This window comes from Paracoccus sigandri (assembly GCF_003709565.1).
GTDB classification, from domain to species: Bacteria; Pseudomonadota; Alphaproteobacteria; order Rhodobacterales; family Rhodobacteraceae; genus Paracoccus; species Paracoccus siganidrum.
In genome coordinates, this window is record NZ_QNRC01000038.1 from 1 (window position 1) to 19140 (window position 19140).

8 protein-coding genes are annotated in these 19140 nt (G+C 70.7%); all 8 read left to right on the plus strand.

Features of this window, described 5'->3' with window-relative positions:
- Window positions 1–126 precede the first annotated feature (126 nt).
- The 8 genes from C9E82_RS21020 (at window position 127) to C9E82_RS21055 (ending at window position 19091) form a co-directional block, all read left to right on the plus strand.
- A complete protein-coding gene (locus tag C9E82_RS21020) occupies window positions 127–2349 on the plus strand; it encodes a M23 family metallopeptidase (protein ID WP_119896334.1) in 2223 nt (740 codons plus the stop codon).
- A 129-nt stretch (window positions 2350–2478) separates the two neighbouring features.
- Window positions 2479–8796 carry a hypothetical protein gene (locus C9E82_RS21025; protein ID WP_119896335.1) on the plus strand — a complete coding sequence of 2106 codons (6318 nt, stop codon included), beginning with the start codon at window positions 2479–2481 and terminating at the stop codon, window positions 8794–8796.
- 136 nt (window positions 8797–8932) lie between these two features.
- The gene (gene tssK / locus C9E82_RS21030) at window positions 8933–10267 is read left to right on the plus strand and encodes a type VI secretion system baseplate subunit TssK (RefSeq protein ID WP_119896336.1); all 1335 of its coding nucleotides are present in this window, start codon (window positions 8933–8935) and stop codon (window positions 10265–10267) included.
- Window positions 10267–11997 carry a type VI secretion system protein TssL, long form gene (gene tssL / locus C9E82_RS21035; protein WP_119896337.1) on the plus strand — a complete coding sequence of 577 codons (1731 nt, stop codon included), beginning with the start codon at window positions 10267–10269 and terminating at the stop codon, window positions 11995–11997. Before tssK ends, tssL begins: the two co-directional genes overlap by 1 nt.
- Window positions 11994–15632: a type VI secretion system membrane subunit TssM gene (gene tssM / locus C9E82_RS21040; RefSeq protein ID WP_119896338.1), complete on the plus strand. Its 3639-nt coding sequence runs from the start codon at window positions 11994–11996 to the stop codon at window positions 15630–15632. The genes tssL and tssM overlap by 4 nt, the downstream gene beginning before the upstream one ends.
- Complete coding sequence (gene tagF / locus C9E82_RS21045; protein ID WP_119896339.1) at window positions 15611–16318, plus strand: type VI secretion system-associated protein TagF; 708 nt, start codon at window positions 15611–15613, stop codon at window positions 16316–16318. Before tssM ends, tagF begins: the two co-directional genes overlap by 22 nt.
- Complete coding sequence (locus C9E82_RS21050) at window positions 16315–17079, plus strand: PP2C family protein-serine/threonine phosphatase (protein WP_119896340.1); 765 nt, start codon at window positions 16315–16317, stop codon at window positions 17077–17079. The genes tagF and C9E82_RS21050 overlap by 4 nt, the downstream gene beginning before the upstream one ends.
- A complete protein-coding gene (locus C9E82_RS21055; RefSeq protein WP_119896341.1) occupies window positions 17076–19091 on the plus strand; it encodes a serine/threonine-protein kinase in 2016 nt (671 codons plus the stop codon). Before C9E82_RS21050 ends, C9E82_RS21055 begins: the two co-directional genes overlap by 4 nt.
- The last annotated feature ends 49 nt before the right edge of the window (window positions 19092–19140 follow it).

Here is a 19140-nt window from a genome sequence, read left to right on the forward strand (position 1 = left end):
GGGCGGCGGCGGCGGCACCGCGCCCGCCGCCGCGCGCGCGCAGCCACAGGCGCAGCCGGCCCAGCCCACCGAGTCCGGCCCGCGCCGGATCAATCCCGGCCTGATCGGATCGGGCGTGTTCCGCTGATGGGTGCGGCCGAGGTCGATCCGCGTTTCCGGCAGATGGGCCAGGGCGCGCGCCGCCGCCGCCGCCGCGTCCTGGCGATCCGCTGGGGGGCGGGCCTGTCGGTCCTGGCCGTCGCCGGGACCATCGGCTGGTGGCAGTTCCGCCCCGAGCTGGCATGGTTTCGCGGCGGCGACATGGACGAGGGGCTGGTGCAGGTCGAGGCGCAGTTCGACATCGCCCCGGTGGTGCGCGCCGATACCTTCACGGATATTCCGGGCGATCCGCTGATCATCCCCGCCCCTGACGATGCCGGCCCGCGCGATGCCCGGCAGCTGCCGGCGCCCGCCGCGCTGCCCGGCCGCGGCCCCCGGACGGTGCCGGGCGGCATGGTCACGCTGCTGGACGGCCCGCTGCTGTCGCGCGACCGGCAGCTTGTGGCGATGCTGCCCTCGACCCGCGAGGAATTCGCGTTGTTTCAGGCCGAACGCAGCCGGGCGCGCCTGACCGATGCCGCCTTCCGGCCGGATGCGCCCTCGGGCCTGCAGCTGCCCGCCGAGCAGCGCGCGACCAGCGGCGTGGCCTTCCTGCGCGACGCCAGCCTGCGCGCGCCGCTGTGGCGCGACCTGATCCTGGAGACCACACGCGAGGTCGAGGCGGAACAGTTGCTGGCCGAGAACGGTTTCGACACCGGTGCCGCCGCACGCCTGGCCGCGCGGATCGAAAGCCAGATCGGCATCGAGGGCGCGCTGCCGGCGGGATCGGTGCTGGCGCTGCGCTATCGCAGCCGGGGCGGGGCGCGCGAGGTCGTGCAGCTGTCGCTTTACGGCGCAGGGGGCTATGTCGGCTCGCTGGCGATGAATCCGGCCGGGCAGCTGGTTCCTGCGGCGGATGCCTGGGCGGACCAGCCGCTGCTGGACGACCTGCTGGCCCGGCAGGGCGAGGGCGCCGGAACGGGCGGGCAGCAGCGGCTGCTGGACCTGGTCTATTCCGCCGCGCTGCGCAACGACGTCCCGCCCGAGATCATCGGCGAGGCCCTGGCGATGATGTCCAAGGTCTACGACCTCGACAGCTATGCCGACGAGGCCGACCGGCTGACGCTGATCTATGCGCCCGTCGCCGGTCCCGCGCAGCCGGGCGCGATCCTGTTCGCGGGCATCAGCGGCCCCGGCGGCGAGCGGCCCTGCTATGTCGTCCCCGAGGGCGAGGGCTTCGCCTGCCATGCCCCCTCGGCCCGCGTGCAGCGCCGCGAGGGCGGCGTCAGCCTGACCCCGCCGGTCGCGGGCGTCCTGTCGCAGCGTTTCGTGCCGCCGGGTGAGGGGGCGGGCGACGGCGAGGGGGCGGCGGACCGGCTTCGCGGCCATGTCGTCTGGTCGGCGCCCGAGGGCAGCCCGGTCATGGCGGCGGGCGGCGGGCGGATCACCGCGCGCTCGGTCGACGGGACGGGCGACGGCGCGCGGCTGGAGATCACGCATGAGAACGGCATGGTCAGCCGCTATTCCGGGCTGGCCTCGCTGTCGGCCTCGGCGGCGGCGGAGGACCATGTCGCCGGCGGCACGGTGATCGGCACCGTCGGCCGCCCCGAGGGGCAATCGGCGCCGGGGCTGGTCTTCCAACTGCTGTCGGACGGCGCGCCGGTCGATCCGCTGCCCTGGCTCAGCAGCGCGGGCGAGGTGCTGGCCTCGGACGCGATCGAGGCGCTGATCGGGCGCATCATCACCGTCGAAAGCGCGGGCAACGCGGCGGCGCGCAACCCGCTGTCGACCGCGACCGGCCTGGGCCAGTTCATCGAATCGACCTGGCTGAGGATGATGCAGAGCTATCGCCCCGACATGGCCCGCAGCCTGTCGCGGCGCGAATTGCTGGACCTGCGGCTGAACCCCGACCTGTCGCGGCAGATGGTGCGGCATCTGGCGCAGGAGAACGAGGCCTTCCTGCGCGCCCGCGGCCATGCCATCTCGCCGGGGCGGCTGTATCTGGCGCATTTCCTGGGGCCGGCCGGGGCGGACCAGGCGCTGCGCGCCGATCCCTCGGCCACGGTCCTGCAGGTCATGGGGCCGCAGGTCGTCTCGGCCAACCCGTTCCTGCGCGGCTACAGCATCGGCGATCTGCGCAACTGGGCCGATCGCAAGATGTCGGGGGCGGGCGCGGCGCAGGTGGCCCTGGCCCCCGAGCCGCCCGTCTCGCCCGAGATCCGTGCCTATGTCGCCGCGATGGACCGGCTGAGATCGGCCGGGGGCGGCTGAAAAAGCCCGCGAAAGCTGGCCGCCCTGCACAGAAAGCTTGTTTTGACTGCATCCGTCGCGGTATCCAGTGCATGGCGGCCGCCGACTGTCCCGTTTCAGGACATCCCGATTGAGAGAAGACATTTACCGATGATCGATATTGCCCACCGCCCCCATTGCGATTTTCGCCGCGCCCGCCTTTTGGCCTCGACCGCGCTGATCGGGCTGGCGCCCCTGGTGCTGAGCCCGGCCACGGCGTTCGCGCAGGCCTTTCTGGACGACATCCCCGGCGATGGCGTGACCGATCCCTCGTCGGATGTCAGCTGGAGCGCGGACGACCCGATCTGGCGCTATCCGGCGTGGCCCTACTTCCATCCCCTGGCCACCGGCGATGTCGGCATCCTGACCAAGCAAGACGGCAGCGCGGTCATGGTGACGATCGACGGCACGGTGCGGCCGGGCGGTTTCGAGGTGCGCTCCGGGCAATACACGCTGCGCGGCGGAGAGATCGCGGCCAGTTTCGCCAGCGGCGGCGAGGTGTTCTTCGACGTCCGCGACGGGTTGACGCTGCAGCTTGAATCCGCCCTGCGCGGCCATATGCGGATCACTGGCGAGGGCACGGTCTATTACCTGGCCGACAGCCGGAACATGTCCGGCGTGACCGTCGACGAGGGCGCGACCCTGCGCAGCGAAGGGCTGACGCGGGGCGGGATGACCGTCGATGGCACGGCCCAACTGGACGGCGTGCACACCTGGACCGTGAACGTATCGGAAACCGGCCGGCTGAGCGGTTCGGGCGAGATCCAGGGCGTCGTCACCAATCGGGGCGAGGCGAGGCTCGGCGGCTCGACCAGCCGGTTCGAGAACCACGGCGTCCTGGATGTGGACGGCGCGCTGAACGTGCTGCAGCTGGTCAACCACGACGGTGCCACGGCGACGGTAGGAGCGGGCGAGCGGCTGCAATCCGAACGGCGGATCACCAACCAGGGCGACATGACCATCGCCGGAGAGGTCGAGATCACGACCGAAGGGCACCGCCTGGCGAACCAGGACGGCGGGCGGCTGGTGCTGGACGCGGCCACGGTGATCGGCGGGCTGATCAACGAGGAAGGCGGCCATGTGGACCTGGCCGCCAGTTCCGAGATCCGGGGCATGTTCCGCAACAGCGGCACGCTGGACGCGACTGGCGACGCCGACAGCTCGGTCCAGGTCGTCGGCGGCACCTTCACCAATCGTGGCCAGATCCTGACCAGCGGCGCCGGCCGGCTGAGCATCATCGCGGACGAGATCCAGCTGCAGGACGCCTCGGACATCGACGGCAGCCTGATCGATCTGGTGGGCAATGTCGTGAACTCGGCGCGGCTGGTCTATTCGGGCGCGACGACGCTGGCGGGGACGCTGCGCAATACCGTCAGCGGGTTGGCGATCGTCTCGGGCACGCTGGACGCGGACGGCACCGATGTCGTCAACCACGGCACCATGCGCATCGCGGCCGCCGCCGATCCCGACCCGGCCGGGCGGCTGCAGAACGTGGCCACGCTGGTCAATTCGCTGCAGCTGACCATCGAGGAGGGGGCCTCGGTCCAGGCCGGCCGATTGTCGAACCGCGGCCAGGGCCAGGCCACCATCGCCGGCAGCCTGACCGGGGATCTGGAGAACCAGGCCAATGCCACCGCCACGCTGGACGGAGGGACGATCAGCGGCGGCGTCACCAATGACGGCACGCTGAACGGCGGCGGCACGATCGGCGGCACGCTGGTCAACCGCGGCACGGTCGGCGTCGACGGCCTGCTGGAGGTCGGCGGCCTGACCAATGCCAACCGGGTCGAGATCGGCGAGGGGGACACGCTGCGCTCGGCCAGCCACCTGGCCAATGACGGCACCATCGTGCTGTCGGGCAGCCTGGACATCGCCGCCTCCGATCCGGCCCTGACCAACAATTCCGGCGCCCGGCTGGAGATGCATGGCGGCCGGCTGGAGGGCAGCCTTGCCAATGAAAGCGACGCCACGCTGATCCTCAGCGGCGAGTCCGCCATCGCGGGCAATCTGGAAAACCGCGGGCTGATCAACAAGATCCCCGGCAATGCCCGGCTGGAGGTCGAGGGTGGCACGTTCCGCAACTGGGGCCGGGTGACCGGCAGCGGCGGCGGCAGGCTGGCCATCCTGGCCGACCTGATCATCCTGGAGGCGAGCTCGATCGTCAACAGCCGCTTCGTCGACCTGATCGGCGAGGTGCTGAACGCGGGCGAGCTGGACTTCACCTCGGATACCACGCTCAGCGGCGACCTGTCGAATGGCGAGGGCGGGCTGGCCCGCGTGGCGGCCGATGTCGATGCCGCGGGCTTCGACGTCACCAATGACGGCACCTTCCAGGTGCTGAGCGCGGGCAACGGCAACCTGCACTCGGTCGGCCAGCTGACCAACAACGGCAGCTTCACCATCGAGCAGAACGGCGCGGTCCAGGCCGAGGCCGCGACAAACAGCGAGGGCGCGGAGATGACCGTCGCCGGGCAGCTGGCCTCGGCGCTGGAAAACCAGGCGGGCGCCACGCTGGTCCTGCAGGGCGGCACCATCGACGGGCCGCTGGTCAATGCCGGGCAGGCGACCGGCACCGGCAATGTCACCGGCGACATGACCAACAGCGGCTCGGCCACCATCGGCGGCGCGGTGGGCGGCACCCTGGCCAATAGCGGGACGGTGGCGACAGGCGGCGACCTGTCGGTGGGCGGGCTGACCAATGATGGCGGCTTCACCGTCTCGGATGGCGACCGGCTGACCTCGGGCACCCGGATCCAGAACAATGCCCAGCTGTCGGTCGAGGGCGAGGTGCTGGCCTCGATCACCAATGGCGCGGATGCGACGCTGGGGCTGGAGGGCGGCACCATCCGGGGCAATCTCTCGAACGCGGGCAGCCTGACCGGCACCGGCGCCATCACCGGCGCGTTCAGCAACAGCGGCAGCGCCTCGCTTGGCGGCTCGGCCGGGGCGGTGACGAATAGCGGGCAGCTGACGACCAATGGCGATCTGTCGGTGGCCTCGCTGACCAATAACGACCGCACGGTGATCTCGGCCGGCGACGAGCTGGCGGCGGCGGGCGGGGTGACGAACAACGCCGCCCTGCAGGTGCAGGGCAATCTGCGCGGCGACCTGCGCAACAGCGAGACCGGGACGGCCACGCTCTCGGAAGGCAGCGGCATCGCCGGCAACGTGACCAATGAGGGCACGCTGAACGGACGCGCGGCGATCAGCGGCTCGGTCACGAATGACGGCACGGCCACGATCGGCGGCTCGGCCGGGGCTGTGGCGAACAGCGGCACGCTGGCCACGAATGGCAACCTGGACGTCGCCAGCCTGACCAACAGCGGCAGCACCGAGATCGGCGGCGGCGAGCGGCTGCGCTCGGAAGGCGACGTGGAAAACAGCGGCTCCATCGCGGTCGCGGGCCGGCTGGAGGTGACGGGCGAGGGCGCGGCGATCACCAACCAGGACGGCGCGACCATCGCGCTGGACGGGGCCACCATCGTCGGCGACCTGGTGAATGCGCTCGGCGGGCTGGTCAACATCGCCTCCAGCTCAACCGTGCGGGGCGATCTGACCAACCGGGGCGACATCGACATGACCTCGGACGCGGCCGATGTGCGGCTGCGCGTCGCCGACGGCACCTTCACCAATTCCGGCGCGGTGGGGGTCAGTGGCGCCGGTTCGCTGGTCATCGAGGCCGACAATATCCAGCTGGAAGAGGGCTCGGACATCGATGGCGGCCGGGTCGACCTGATCGGCGCGGTCACCAACGAGGGCAACCTGACCTATAGCGAGGATGCCACGCTGACCGACGACCTGCGCAACGGCGATAGCGGCCGCACGCGGGTCTCGGCCAACCTGGACGCGGCGGGCAACAATATCGACAACAGCGGCAGCTTCGTCGTCAACAGCGACGACGACAGCACCGGCAACCTGCACAATGTCGACAGCCTGACCAATTCCGGCAGCTTCACCATCGCGAATGGCAGCTCTGTGACCGCCGAAAGCACCGAGAACCGCGAGGGCGGGGCGATGACCATCGGCGGGCGGCTGAATTCGGGGCTGGAGAACCGTGCGGGCGCCACGGTGGCGCTGAACGGCGGCGTGATCGCCGGGGATGCCGAGAATGCCGGCACGCTGAGCGGCTCGGGCCGCATCCAGGGCGCGCTGGACAACAGCGGGACGGTGATCTTCGACGGGACTCTGGGCGATGTCGCCAACAGCGGCACGGCGGCGCTGGCGGGCTCGGCCGGGCAGGTCGGCAACAGCGGCACCCTGCGCACCGGCGGCGATCTGGCGGTGGCCGGGCTGACCAATGACGGCGTGGTCCGGGTGCGGGCCGGGGACCGGCTGGGTTCGGCCAGCCGCGTCGTGAACAACGACCGGATGACCGTCTGGGGCACGCTGGACGCGGCGCTTCGCAACCAGGGCAGCCTGGCCGGCGGGGGCACGATCAGCGGCAATGTCGCCAATGACGGGCAGATGGAATGGGGCGGCGCCATCGGCGGCAACCTGAACAACAGCGGCACATTGCGGACGACCGGCGATGTCAGCGTCGCCGGGGCGCTGGTCAATGCCCCGGCAGCGGGCGGCGGCGCGGCCTCGCTGACCGTGGCCGAGGGGCACGGCCTGACCGCCGGGGGCGGCGTGACGAACCGCCGCAACGGGACGGTCACGGTCGAGGGCACGCTGGTCGGCGACGTGCTGAACCGCGGGCAATATGTGCAGACCGGCGCGCTGGAGGGCTCGCTGGTGACGCATGGCGACGCGGTTCTGGGCGGCCGGATCACCGGCGACCTGGACTATGCGGCGGGCGGGCTGACCATCGGCGACGACCTGTCCATCGGCGGCGACTTCACCCTGCGCGAGGATCTTGGCATCGCGGCCGGCGACCGGATTTCCGCCGCCCGCACCATCGTGGCCGAGGGTGCCACGCTGGATCTGGCGGGGGCGCTGGAGGGCGCGCTGCTGAACGACGGCACCGTCAATGCGCTGCGCGACCAGGCCCGCGTGACCGGCGCGGTCCGCAACAACGGCGTGCTGAGCCTGGCCGGGGACGGCCGCGCGGACGGCGTGCTGCAGGTCGGCGGCCTGTCCGGCAACGGCGATTACGTGCTGGACGTGGACCTGGGCCGGATGGTGGCCGACCGGATCGAGGTCCGGGGCGGCGCGACGCAGGGCATGATCAATCTCGACTTCAACTATGTCTCGGACGAGGTGACCGCGCAGCCCGGCCAGCGCGTCACGCTGCTGGACGTGGACGAATCGCAGGGTTCGGCCAACAACTTCAGCTATGACTACGACCCCATCGAGCGCAGTTCGGAACGGGTCGTCTTCTCGGTTGACCAGGCCGAGGCCTTCGGCGACCTGGAGCTGGTCAGCCAGACCAACCCGGCCATCGGCGCGCTGTTCGGCAACGTGGCGCTGACCCAGTCGCTGATCGGCTCGGTCGTCAACCGCCCGACCAGCCCCTTCGTGACCGGCCTGGCCTACGAGGACAGCGAGAAGCCCTGCGGCGTCGGCGCCTGGGGACGGGTGACGGGCGGCACGGCGACGGCGACCGGCGCCACCGACAACGGCGTCAGCAATATCGAAAGCGAGATCCGCGCCACCTATTACGGGATGCAGGTCGGCAGCGACCTGGCCTGTTTCGACGGCCGCTATGCCGGCTGGGACATGGCGTTCGGCGTTCTGGGCGGCGTCAACCAGGGCGACACGACCCAGCCGGTCTATGCGGTCGACGGGCGCAATTCGCAGGCCCTGACCAACAATCTGGTCAGCATCACCAGGGCCGATTTCACCCAGGCCTATGGCGGGGTCTATGCGACGGCGACGAACGGGCGTTTCCAGGCCGATCTGCAATATCGCTACGAGACGACCGATTTCAGCATCCGCAACCAGGCGATCGTCGGGGCGGGGTTGGGGCTGGACGACGATTTCACCAGCACGGCCAACACGATCAGCGGCTCGATCGGCTATGGCATCCCGATCGGCGAAGAGGGCTGGGCGGTGGTGCCGACGGCGGGCTTCGCCTGGTCGCGCATCTCCACCGACTCGATCACCTTCAACGATGGCGACCGGCTGAGCTTCGAGGACAGCGAGCGCCAGATCGGCTTCGTCGGCGCCACGGTGGCGCGCACCTTCGTGGAGCCGGCCCGCAACGAGGCGCTCTATGCCTTCGCCACCGGCACCTATTACAAGGATTTCGCCGATCCGACGGTCTCGATCTTCTCGCCGGGCCCGAACAACCCGGATTTCGAAAGCCAGCGGCTGGTCTCGGACAACCTGGGCGCCTATGGCGAGATCAGCATCGGTGCGAACTACATCAAGGTCCTCAGCGAGACGGGGCGCGGGCGGCAATTCTCGACCAGCGCGCGGATCGATGCGCGTTTCGGCGACGGGCTGGACAGCGTGGGCGTGACCGGGCAGCTGCGCTGGCAATTCTGATTGGCTTCGCCCGCCCCATTGCTTAGTCTTGGCCCGCGTCGTTGTGACACCCGGTCCGCCGGCCCTTCGGGGCCGGGACCGGCAAGGGGCCTGGGGCCCGCAGATTGATTGAAGAATTCAAGGGGTCCGTCTCCGCATGTCCTGGTTCAGCAAGGTCGCCTGGAAAGAGGGTCTGTTCATGCAGCCCCAGCATCTGCAGCAGGCCGACCGCTATCACGAGCATCTGCTGCACGCCCGCACCCGGCTGGTGACGCCCTATCCCTGGGGCGTGGGCGAATTGGCGATCGATCGCGACCAGGCGCAGCAGGGGATGCTGTCCTTGCGCGCGGTGTCGGGGATCATGCCCGACGGCACGCCCTTCGACGCACCGGGAACCGGGCCGCTGCCGGTCGCGGTGCCGGTGCCCGACGATGCGGCCGGGCAGTTCGTCTGGCTGACCCTGCCCGACAGCTCGCCCAACATGCGCGACACCGCCCCCTATGAGGAAGAGGGCGCGACGACGCGGTGGGGGATCGTGACCGAGACGGTCAGCGATGTCAGCAGCGCCATGCGCACCGAGCAGGTGCTGGAGCTGGCCGTGCCGCGGCTGGAGCTGGCGATCCGCAAGACCCCGCGCCCCGGATACCAGAACCTGCGCCTGGCCCGCATCACCGAGGTGCGCGACGGCGTGGTCACGCTGGACGAAACCTTCCCGCCGCCCTCGCTGGTGATCGGCGCGCATCCGCAGATCCTGGGCTATCTGACCCGCGTGATCGGCTGGATCGAGGCACGGCTGGAAAGCCTTGCGCGCTATGCGACCGACCCTTCGGCCGGGGGCGGGCTGCAGGCCAGCGATTACCTGATGCTGATGGTGCTGAACCGCCATGTCGGGGTGCTGCGCCATCTGTCGCGCACCTTCGCCATCCATCCCGAGACGCTGTATCGCGACCTGGTGGCTCTTGCCGGAGAGCTGGCGACCTTCGACAGCGGCAGCCGCCATGCGCCGGACTATCCGGCCTATGACCATGACGACCCCAAGGAATCCTTCTCGCAGATCGTGGCCGACATCCAGCGGCTGCTGTCGCGCGAGGTCGGCCGGGCGATCCGCCTGCCGCTGCGCGAGGTGCGCCAGAACTCCTACCTGGCCGAGGTCCGCGACCGCAACCTGTTCCGCGAGGCCAGCTTCATCGTCGAGGTCGAAAGCGCCAAGCCGCTGACCCAGGTGCAGAGCCAGTTCCCCGAACTGTGCAAGGTCGGCCCGAATACCCGCATGTCCGAGATCGTGAACAACAACCTGCCGGGCATCGGGTTGCAGCACCTGCCGAATCCGCCGCGCCAGATCCGGGTACTGTCCTCGAACGTCTATTTCCGGCTTGAGAAGAACTCGCCGCTGTGGCGCGAATTCTCGACCGCGCCGGCGATCGGGATGCATTTCGCGGGCGACTGGCCGCATCTGAAACTGGAACTGTGGGCGGTGCCCGAGAGGTCCTGATGGCAGGCGGCGACGACGACGACAAGACGGTATTCGGCGGCCCGCTTCCGGGCGGGACGCCCTTTGGCCAGGGCCGGCCGGGCGATGCCTGGGGACGCCCGCAGCCGGGCGGCGACGACGGCGGCACGATGATCGGGCGCCCCGGCCAGGGCCGGCCGGGCCAAGGTCAGCCGGGGCAGGCTGCGCCCGGCTCGGCCTCGCCCTTCGGCGACCAGGGGCCGGGGACCTCGCCCTTCGGGAACGCGGCGGGCAGCGGCCAGACCTGGCTGGGCCGTCCCGCCCCCGCGCCGGGTCCGGTCTATGGCGATCCTTCGCAGATCGGGCGCGCGCCCGGCTTGGACAGCCGCGGCTTCTTCCCCGACATCGGCGCCCAGCCCGCCCAGCAGCCCGCCCGCCAGGCCCCGCGGATCGCGCTGCACGAGGCGCTGAAGGTCCGCGACCTGGGGGCGGGGTCGTCCTCGAACCCGCTGCTGGCGGCGGCGGCCAGCCTGTTGATCCTGCTGGGGCGGCTGCGCACCGGGCTGGTGGAGCTGCAGGTCGCGCCGCTGATGGAACATGTCACCCGCGAGATCGACCGGTTCGAGCGTAACGCCCTGACCGCCGGCGTGAACCCGCACGAGGCGCTGGTGGCGAAATATGCGCTGTCGGGCACGGCGGACGACATCGTCCAGAACCTGCCGGGCAGCGACCGCGGCAACTGGCAGCAATATTCGATGGTCGCGCGGTTCTTCCACAAGCGCGATTCCGGCGTCGGCTTCTTCCAGGAGGCTGAGAAGGCGATGCAGGCCCCGGCCCAGCACTACAACCTGCTGGAGCTGATGCTGGTCTGCCTGTCGCTGGGGTTCGAGGGCCAGTTCCGCACCATGCCCAACGGCGCGGCCGAACTGGCGCGCATCCGCAGCGCCATCTATGAAAGCCTGCGCCGCGTCCATCCGCGCCCGGACGAGGATGTCTCGGTCATGTGGCAGCCGGTGGTGCAGGATCGCGGGCGCCGCTTCGCCGCCATCCCGGTCCCGGCGGTGCTGGGCGTCTGCGCCGCGGCGCTGGTCGGCATCTTCGCGGTCTTCGCCACGCTGATCAACCGCGACGGGGCCGAGGCGGCGGGGGTGATGCGCGGGCTGCATCTGGACCGGCCGGTGATCCAGATCGACCGCGCCGCGCCCGGCCCGGCCTATGTCGCCGAGATCCCGCAGCTGGACCGCATCCGCGAGGCCTTCGCCGCCGAGATTTCCGACGGCCGCGTCGGCGTAGAGGCGAAGGGCGACTATATCGCGATCCGGGTGGGCAACCTGCAGCTGTTCGACCTGGGCGCGGTCGAGGTGAAGCCGGGCTTCGCCGACCTGGCCAGCCGCATCGCCGAGGTGCTGAACGGCGAGAGCGGCCCGATCCTGATCGAGGGCCATACCGACAACGTGCCGCTGACCGGGCGGGGCCGGTTCAAGGACAACTACCAGCTCTCGACCGCGCGCGCCGAAAGCGTGGCCGGGGTGCTGTCGCCGCTGCTGGACGATCGGGCCCGCGTCACGGTCGAGGGGCGCGGCGAGGACGAGCCCGTCGCCGACAACGCCACCGAGGAGGGCCGGGCCGAGAACCGCCGGGTCGAGATCCTGCTGGCCCGCGAAGGCACCTATGGGGCAACGGCCCCGGACCAGACGAGCGGGGCGGAGCAGCGCGAACTGGTCCCGCATCCCGAAGGCCAGGCGCCGGACAGCACGGAGACCGTCAATTGAGACTGCTTGGCATCTACGTCCCCACCCCCCGCTGGAGGCGCCACGCCTGGTGGCGCTGGACGGTCACCGTCGTCGGGCTGGCGGCGCTGTGCCTTGCGGTCTGGTTCGGCGGGCCGATGACCGGCTGGGCGCCGCTGGCCGGGCTGTGGCTGCGGCTGGCGATCATCGGCGCCATCCTGGCCGTCTTCCTGACGGTGATCCTGGTCCGCTGGCGCAGGCGGGTCCGCGCCGCGCGCCAGATCGAGGACGCGCTGATCCCGCCCGAGCCCGAGGGCGACGGCAAGATCCTGGCCGAGAAGATGACCGAGGCGCTGGCGGTGCTGAAGAAATCGGGCGGCGCCTCCTCGCTCTACGACCTGCCCTGGTATGTCATCATCGGCCCGCCCGGCGCGGGCAAGACCACGGCGCTGGCCAATTCCGGGCTGGACTTCCCCTTGGCGCAGAGCAATGCGGTCTCTGGCTTCGGCGGCACGCGGAACATGGATTTCTGGTTCGCCGAGGATGCCGTGCTGATCGACACGGCCGGCCGCTATACCACCCAGGACAGCGATGCGGTCGCCGACAAGGCCAGCTGGGACGCCTTCCTGGGCCTCTTGAAGCGCACCCGCCCGAACCGGCCGATCAACGGCGTGATCCTGTCCTTCTCGGCCGAGGACATGATGAAGGACGACCCGGCCACGCTGGCCGCCCATGCCGAGACCGTCCGCGCCCGCCTCGCCGAGCTGCACGAGCAGCTGAAGATCGACTTCCCGGTCTATGTCATGTTCACCAAGGCCGACCTGATCGCGGGTTTCCGGGAATATTTCGCCAGCTTCAGCCTGAACCGGCGCAAGCTGGTCTGGGGCGCGACCTTCCAGACCAAGGACCGCAAGGCCATCACCCACGAGGCCGTGCCGCAGGAATTCGACCGGCTGGTCGCCCGGCTGTCGGACGAGATCATCGACCGGCTGTCCGAGGAACCCGACGGCGTGGCCCGCATCGCGATCTTCGGGTTGCCGGGGCAGATGGCCCTGCTGCGCGACAACGTGGCTGGCTTCCTGCGCCGGGTCTTCGAGCCCACGCGCTACAAGACCAACGCGATCCTGCGCGGCTTCTACTTCACCTCGGGCACGCAGGAGGGCACGCCGGTCGACCAGGTGCTGGGCGCGATCCAGCAGCCGGGCGCGGGGGCGTCGCTGGGGCCCGGCTTCCAGGCGGCCTTCATGTCGGGCCGCGGCAAGAGCTTCTTCATCCACGACCTGCTGCGCCGGGTGATCTTTCCCGAACAGGGCTGGGTCTCGCATGACCAGAAGGCGGTGCGCCGCGCGGCGCTGATCCGCACGACCGCGCTGGCGGCGATCATCCTGGCGACGGTCGGCGGGGCGGCGGCGCTTGGCTACAGCTATTGGAAGAACCTGCAGCTGGTCCGCACCGCCGAGGCGCAGACCGCCGCCTATATGCGCGCCGCCGCCGAGGAATTGCAGCGCGAGGTCATCGACGACACCGACCTGCGCCCCGTCGTGCCGCTGCTGAACGCCATCGCCACCATGCCTGCGGGTTACGGCGACAGTGAACGGCCGGGGCTTTGGGAGGGCCTGGGCCTTGGCCAGCGCGAGCGGCTGAACCGGGTCGCCACCGACAGCTATGCCGAGGCGCTGGAGCGGATGCTGCGCCCGCGCCTGGTGCTGGACCTGGAACGGCGCATCCCGCAGACCATCGCCGCGGGCGAGACGACCGAGATCTATCGCGCGCTGAAGGTCTATCTGCTGCTGGGCAAGCAGGGCGAGACGACCGATGACGACGCGATCCTGGCCTGGTTCGACCAGTCCTGGCGGCAGGAATATCCGGGCCGGACCGGGCTGGACCTGATCGACCAGCTGAAGGCGCATCTGACCGCGATGCTGCGGCTGGACGACAGCCGCAAGCTGCTGGTCGACCTGGACCAGGCGACGGTGGAACGCGCCCGTGCCGCCATCGCGCAGCTGCCGCTGGACGAACAGGCCTATGCGATCATCAAGGACGGCGCCATCGCGCGGGGGCTGGAGGACTGGCAGCTGGAAAGCGCCGTGGGCGGCGGCGTGGCCACGCAGGTCTTCGCGGCGCGCGACGGCGCGGACCTGGCCAGCCTGACGGTGCCGGGGCTTTATACCTATGAGGGCTTCTGGTCCTATTTCTACGACCAGCTGGCCGTCGTCGGCGAGGAATTGCGCCGCGACCAGTGGGTGCTGGGCGACCTGGCCAACACGACCGAGATCGAGGGGCGGCTGGCGCGGCTGGACCGCGACCTGATGGAGCGTTACCGGGGCGATTTCATCGCCGCCTGGAACGGGGTGCTGGACAACCTGACCCTGAATTCGATGGTCGCCGACAAGCCGCAATATGCGGCGCTCGGCAATGCCGCCTCGGCCTCGGCCTCGCCGATCCTGGCGCTGGTGCGCGAGGTCTCGGCCCAGACCCGGCTGTCGCGCGAATACGAGCAGCTGGAAGGGATCGACCCGGAGGCGCCGCAGCAGGACGCGGGCGAAACGGCGGGCGGCGTCGCTTCGGCGATCGGCGACCAGCTGACCTCGCGCATCCAGTCGCGCTCCAGTGGGGTGCAGCGGATCCTGCTGGACGCGGCGACGCAGCAGGGCGCCAAGGGGCAGCTGCGCGCGGGCGGCGCCTCCGAGCAGACCAACAGCGTCACCGCCCCCATCGACGCCATTTCCAAGGCCTTCGAGAACTGGCACCTGCTGGCCGAGGGCGAGCCGGGCCAGCGGCCCGTCGACACGCTGCTGGGCAATCTGGGCGCGATCTGGGAAAACCTGCGCCTGGCCGAGCATAATCCCGACCAGTCCGCCGCCGCGCTGCCGACGCTGCTGAACACGCTGACGCAATACAATTCGCAGCTGCCCGATCCGCTGGCCCGGATGGTGACGCGGGCCGAAAGCGATTTCCGCTCGGGCGCCTCGGATGCCTCGATCGAGGTGATGAACCGGGCGCTGACCGACCGCATCACCTTCTTCTGCCGGGACACGATCACCTCGGCCTATCCCTTCGCCTCGTCCTCGCGCAGCCTGTCGATCGACAATTTCTCGCGCTTCTTCGGGCCGGGCGGCGAGATGGACCGCTATTTCACCGAATATCTGGAACCCTATGTCGAACGCAGCACCGACGGGCTGACCTGGCGCGACGACAAGGAGATCAGCGGCCGCCTGTCGCCCACGACCCTGAAGCAGTTCGAGCGGGCCGAGCGCATCCGCCGCGCCTTCTTCGCCGGCGGCGGCACCAGCCCCTCGGTCGAGATCACCGTGGCCCAGGTCGATGCGCATCCGTCGGTCGAAAGCGCGGTGCTGGCGATCAACGACACCGTGGTGCAGACCGCGACCGGATCGCTGTCGCGCACGGTGGTCTGGCCGGGGGCCGGGCGCTCGACCATCCTGCAGCTGTCGCCGCCCCTGCAGCGCGAATCGGTGATGCGCTTCGAGGGCAGTTCCTGGACCTTCATGCAGTTCCTGAACGCCGCCACCTACCGCGAACAGCGCGGCGACGTGCTGCGCGCGACCTTCGTCCTGGGCGGGCGCAACATTACCTATGACTTCACGGTGAACGCCATCGCCAATCCCTTCACCATGCCCGAGATCAGGGAATTCGAATGTCCGCAGAGCATCGACTGACAGCGGGTGACGCGGGGCTTTACGGCAAGCATCCGGGCTTCGGCGACTTCATCGCGGCCGGGCTGCCCGATGGGGTCTTCGCCGTGCTTGGCGACTGGATGCAGGCGGTGCTGGGCGACTGGCGGGCGGCGGCGGGCGAGGGCTGGCAGGCCGGTTTCGACGCCGCGCCGGGGCTTGGCTTCTGGATCGGCGGGGCCCTGGCGGGCGGGCTGCCCTTGCGCGGGGTCTGGGCGCCGTCGCGCGACCGCGCCGGGCGGCGCTTTCCGCTGCTGGTCTTGCAGGCGGGTGGACCCGCGCCGGTGCAGGATCCGTCGCAGGAATTCCATGTCGCGGCCGGGCGCGCGATGGCCTCGCTGTTCGAGGCGAAGGGCTTCGAGCCGCGCGACGCGGCCCTGCGGCTGCGCACGGAACTGCCCGCGCCCCCGGACCAGCCGCAGCCCGACTGGCCGACCTTCTGGGCGATGAATCCCGAACTTGGCCCGCAGGCGCTGCTGGGGCAACTGGCGGGGGCCGATCATGCCCATGCGGCGGCGGGGCGCAGCTATTGGTGGTTCGCGGCGGGCGAGGACGGCCCGGCGGGAATGCTGGCCTGCCAGGGCTGGCCGGGGCCGTCCGAGATGGGCTGGCTGATCGCGGGCGGCGTCCAGGCCCCCGCGGCCGAGGATGTCGAGCGGGGGACGGCATGACGGGATCCGATCTGACCTTCACCTTCCGGGTGGGCGCGCTGACCGACAAGGGCCGCGTGCGCAGCCATAACGAGGACAGCCTGACCTCGATGCCCGAGATGGGCCTGTGGGCGGTGGCCGACGGGATGGGCGGGCACGCGGCGGGCGACGTGGCCAGCGCGCTGATCGTCGAGGAACTGGCCTCGCTTGGCGTGCCGGTCAGCGCCCAGGACCAGCGGGCCCGCGTGCTGGAGCGGCTGGACCGCGCCCATCACCGCATCATTTCCCATGCGGAAACCAACGGGCTGTCCGCGATGGGCGCGACCATCGCCATCCTGCTGATCCACCGGGCCGAGCTGACGTGCATCTGGGCGGGCGACAGCCGCGTCTATCTGTGGCGCGACAAGGCGCTGACGCCGCTGACCCGCGATCACAGCGAGGTGGCGCAGATGGTCGCCGCCGGCACGATGACCGAGGCCGAGGCCCGCGTGGCGCCGCGCCGCAACGTCATCACCCGCGCCATCGGCATCGGTCCCGAGGCGCGGCCGGAAACGGTCAGCGGCGCGGTGCGGCCGGGCGACCGGCTGCTGATCTGCTCGGACGGGCTGACCGAGCATCTGGACGATGCCGACCTGGCGCACGAGCTTTCGCTGCCCGCCCCTCCGCCCGACATCGCCGCGCGGCTGGTCGCCGAGACGCTGGCGCGCGGCGCCCATGACAATGTCAGCGTCATCGTGATCGATTGCGAGGCGCTGCCCGAGCCCGAGGGTGAAGAGCTTTGAGTTCCGATCCGGACGAGGACGGGGACAAGGATGCGGGGCAGGGGCATGCCGAACCCGGCGGTGACGCCAATCCCGATGCCAGCCCTCCCGACCGGACGGTGATCGCCACGCCGCCGGAAGGGATTCCCGACCGCACGGTGATCTCGGCCGAGGCGGTCTCGTCGCCCCCCGTCCCGGCCGCGTCTGATCCGACGCTGATCGGCGACCAGCCGGCGGCGCAGGGCGGCTCGGTGCGGCTGGTCGAGCCGGGCACGCTGATCAACAACAACTATCGCATCAATACGCTGGTCAGCGTCGGCGGCATGGGCGAGGTTTACCGCGCCGAGAACGTCTTCACCGGCGATCCGGTGGCGGTGAAGGTGATCCTGCCCAATCTGGCGCGCGACGAATCGGTGCTGGACCTGTTCCGGCGCGAGGCGCGCGTGCTGGTGCAGCTGCGCGACGAGGCCATCGTGCGCTACCACAATTTCGTGCTGGACGCGGGGCTGGGCCGCTACTGCCTGATCATGGAATTCGTCGAGGGCCGCCACCTGGGCACCCGGATCAAGGAGGACGGGCCGCTGGACGACATGGCGGCGCTGGTGCTGATGCGGCGGCTGGCGGCGGGGCTGGGCCGCGCCCATGCCCGCGGCGTCACCCATCGCGACCTGTCGCCCGACAACGTGATCCTGCGCGACGACCACATCGATGAGGCGGTGCTGATCGATTTCGGCATCGCCCGCTCGACCGAGCTGGGCGATGGGCTGGCCGGGCGTTTCGCGGGCAAGTTCAAGTATATCGCGCCCGAGCAGCTGGGCCATTGGGGCGGCGAGATCGGGCCGCGCACCGATGTCTATGGCCTGGCGCTGCTGATCGCCACGGTGGCGCGGGGCAAGCCGCTGGCGATGGGCGATTCGGTGGTCTCGGCCTCGGCGGCGCGGCAGGCGATCCCGGACCTGACCGGCGTGTCGCACCGGCTGTTCCCGCTGCTTCAGCACATGCTGGAACCCGATCCGCAGCGCCGTCCGCGCGACATGGCCGAGGTGCTGGGGATGATCGAGGATCCGATGCTGCTGCCGGCGCAATACCGGCTGCCGCTGTGGTCGTCCGCCGCCGCGCCGGCCTCGGCCGAGGAGGGCGCGACGGTCATCGCCGAGGATCCGGCCACCGAGTCGCACAGCCCCTTCGCCGCGCTTTCCCCCGCCGCGCCGCAGCCGTCCGCCGCGGCCCCGCCGCCAGCCCGCCGGGGATGCTGGGCGCTGGCTGGCGTGGTCCTGGCGCTGCTGGCGGGCGGGGCCGGCTATCTGGCGCTGCGCCCCGACGCCCCGGCGCCGCAGCCCGATGAGGTGGCGCAGCCGGCCCCGGCCGCGCTGGCGCCGCGCGACGGATCGACCCGCGAGGGCTTCCTGGCCGAACAGCCGCTGCCCGATTGCACGCTGGCGCTGCGGATCGGGCAGGGGGCCAATGCCGGGATGATCTCGGTCCTGGCGGCGGGGGATTTCGATGCCTCGGCGCTGGTCGCGGCCTATGACGCGGCCTTCGGCACGCGGCCATCCGTCGTGCAGGAGCGCGTCGGCGAAGCGCAATGCCCCGCGCTGGATTTCCTGCGCGAGGCCTCGGGACGGCCCGCTCCGCCGCCGGGCCTGACGGCGGATGTCGATCTTGCCGCCGAGGGTTTCCAGGTCCGGGGCGAGGTGTCGAACCTGTCGGACCGCAACCTGTGGCTGTTCCTGGTGGCGCCGGACGGGGCGGTCTACGACCTGACCGGGCAGAGCCAGCGCGGCGAGGATGGCCGCGACCGCTTCGGCGTCGCGATCGGAACGGGTGCCGCCGAGGCCGGCGGGGCCTATCTGCTGGTGGCGCTGTCCACCGAGGCGCCGCTGGCCTCGGTCGCGGCGGCCCCTGCCGGATCGCCCGCCGCCCAGCTGCTGCCCCGCGTGCTGGAGGAACTGCATGGCTCGGGGGCCGCTCCGGCGCTGGATGTCATTGTTCTGAAACCGGAAAACGCGCAAATGGACGGGTCTCCGACATGAATCCGCGCATGGTTAACAAGAGTAGTGGCCCTGTCACGCAAAGGATGCC

Excerpts from the sequence above, each read along its gene's own strand:
- C9E82_RS21020 (WP_119896334.1), top strand. The coding sequence starts at position 127 with ATGGGTGCGGCCGAGGTCGATCCGCGTTTCCGGCAGATGGGCCAGGGC.
- C9E82_RS21025 (WP_119896335.1), top strand. The coding sequence starts at position 2,479 with ATGATCGATATTGCCCACCGCCCCCATTGCGATTTTCGCCGCGCCCGC.
- tssK (WP_119896336.1), top strand. The coding sequence starts at position 8,933 with ATGTCCTGGTTCAGCAAGGTCGCCTGGAAAGAGGGTCTGTTCATGCAG.
- tssL (WP_119896337.1), top strand. The coding sequence starts at position 10,267 with ATGGCAGGCGGCGACGACGACGACAAGACGGTATTCGGCGGCCCGCTT.
- tagF (WP_119896339.1), top strand. The coding sequence starts at position 15,611 with ATGTCCGCAGAGCATCGACTGACAGCGGGTGACGCGGGGCTTTACGGC.
- C9E82_RS21050 (WP_119896340.1), top strand. The coding sequence starts at position 16,315 with ATGACGGGATCCGATCTGACCTTCACCTTCCGGGTGGGCGCGCTGACC.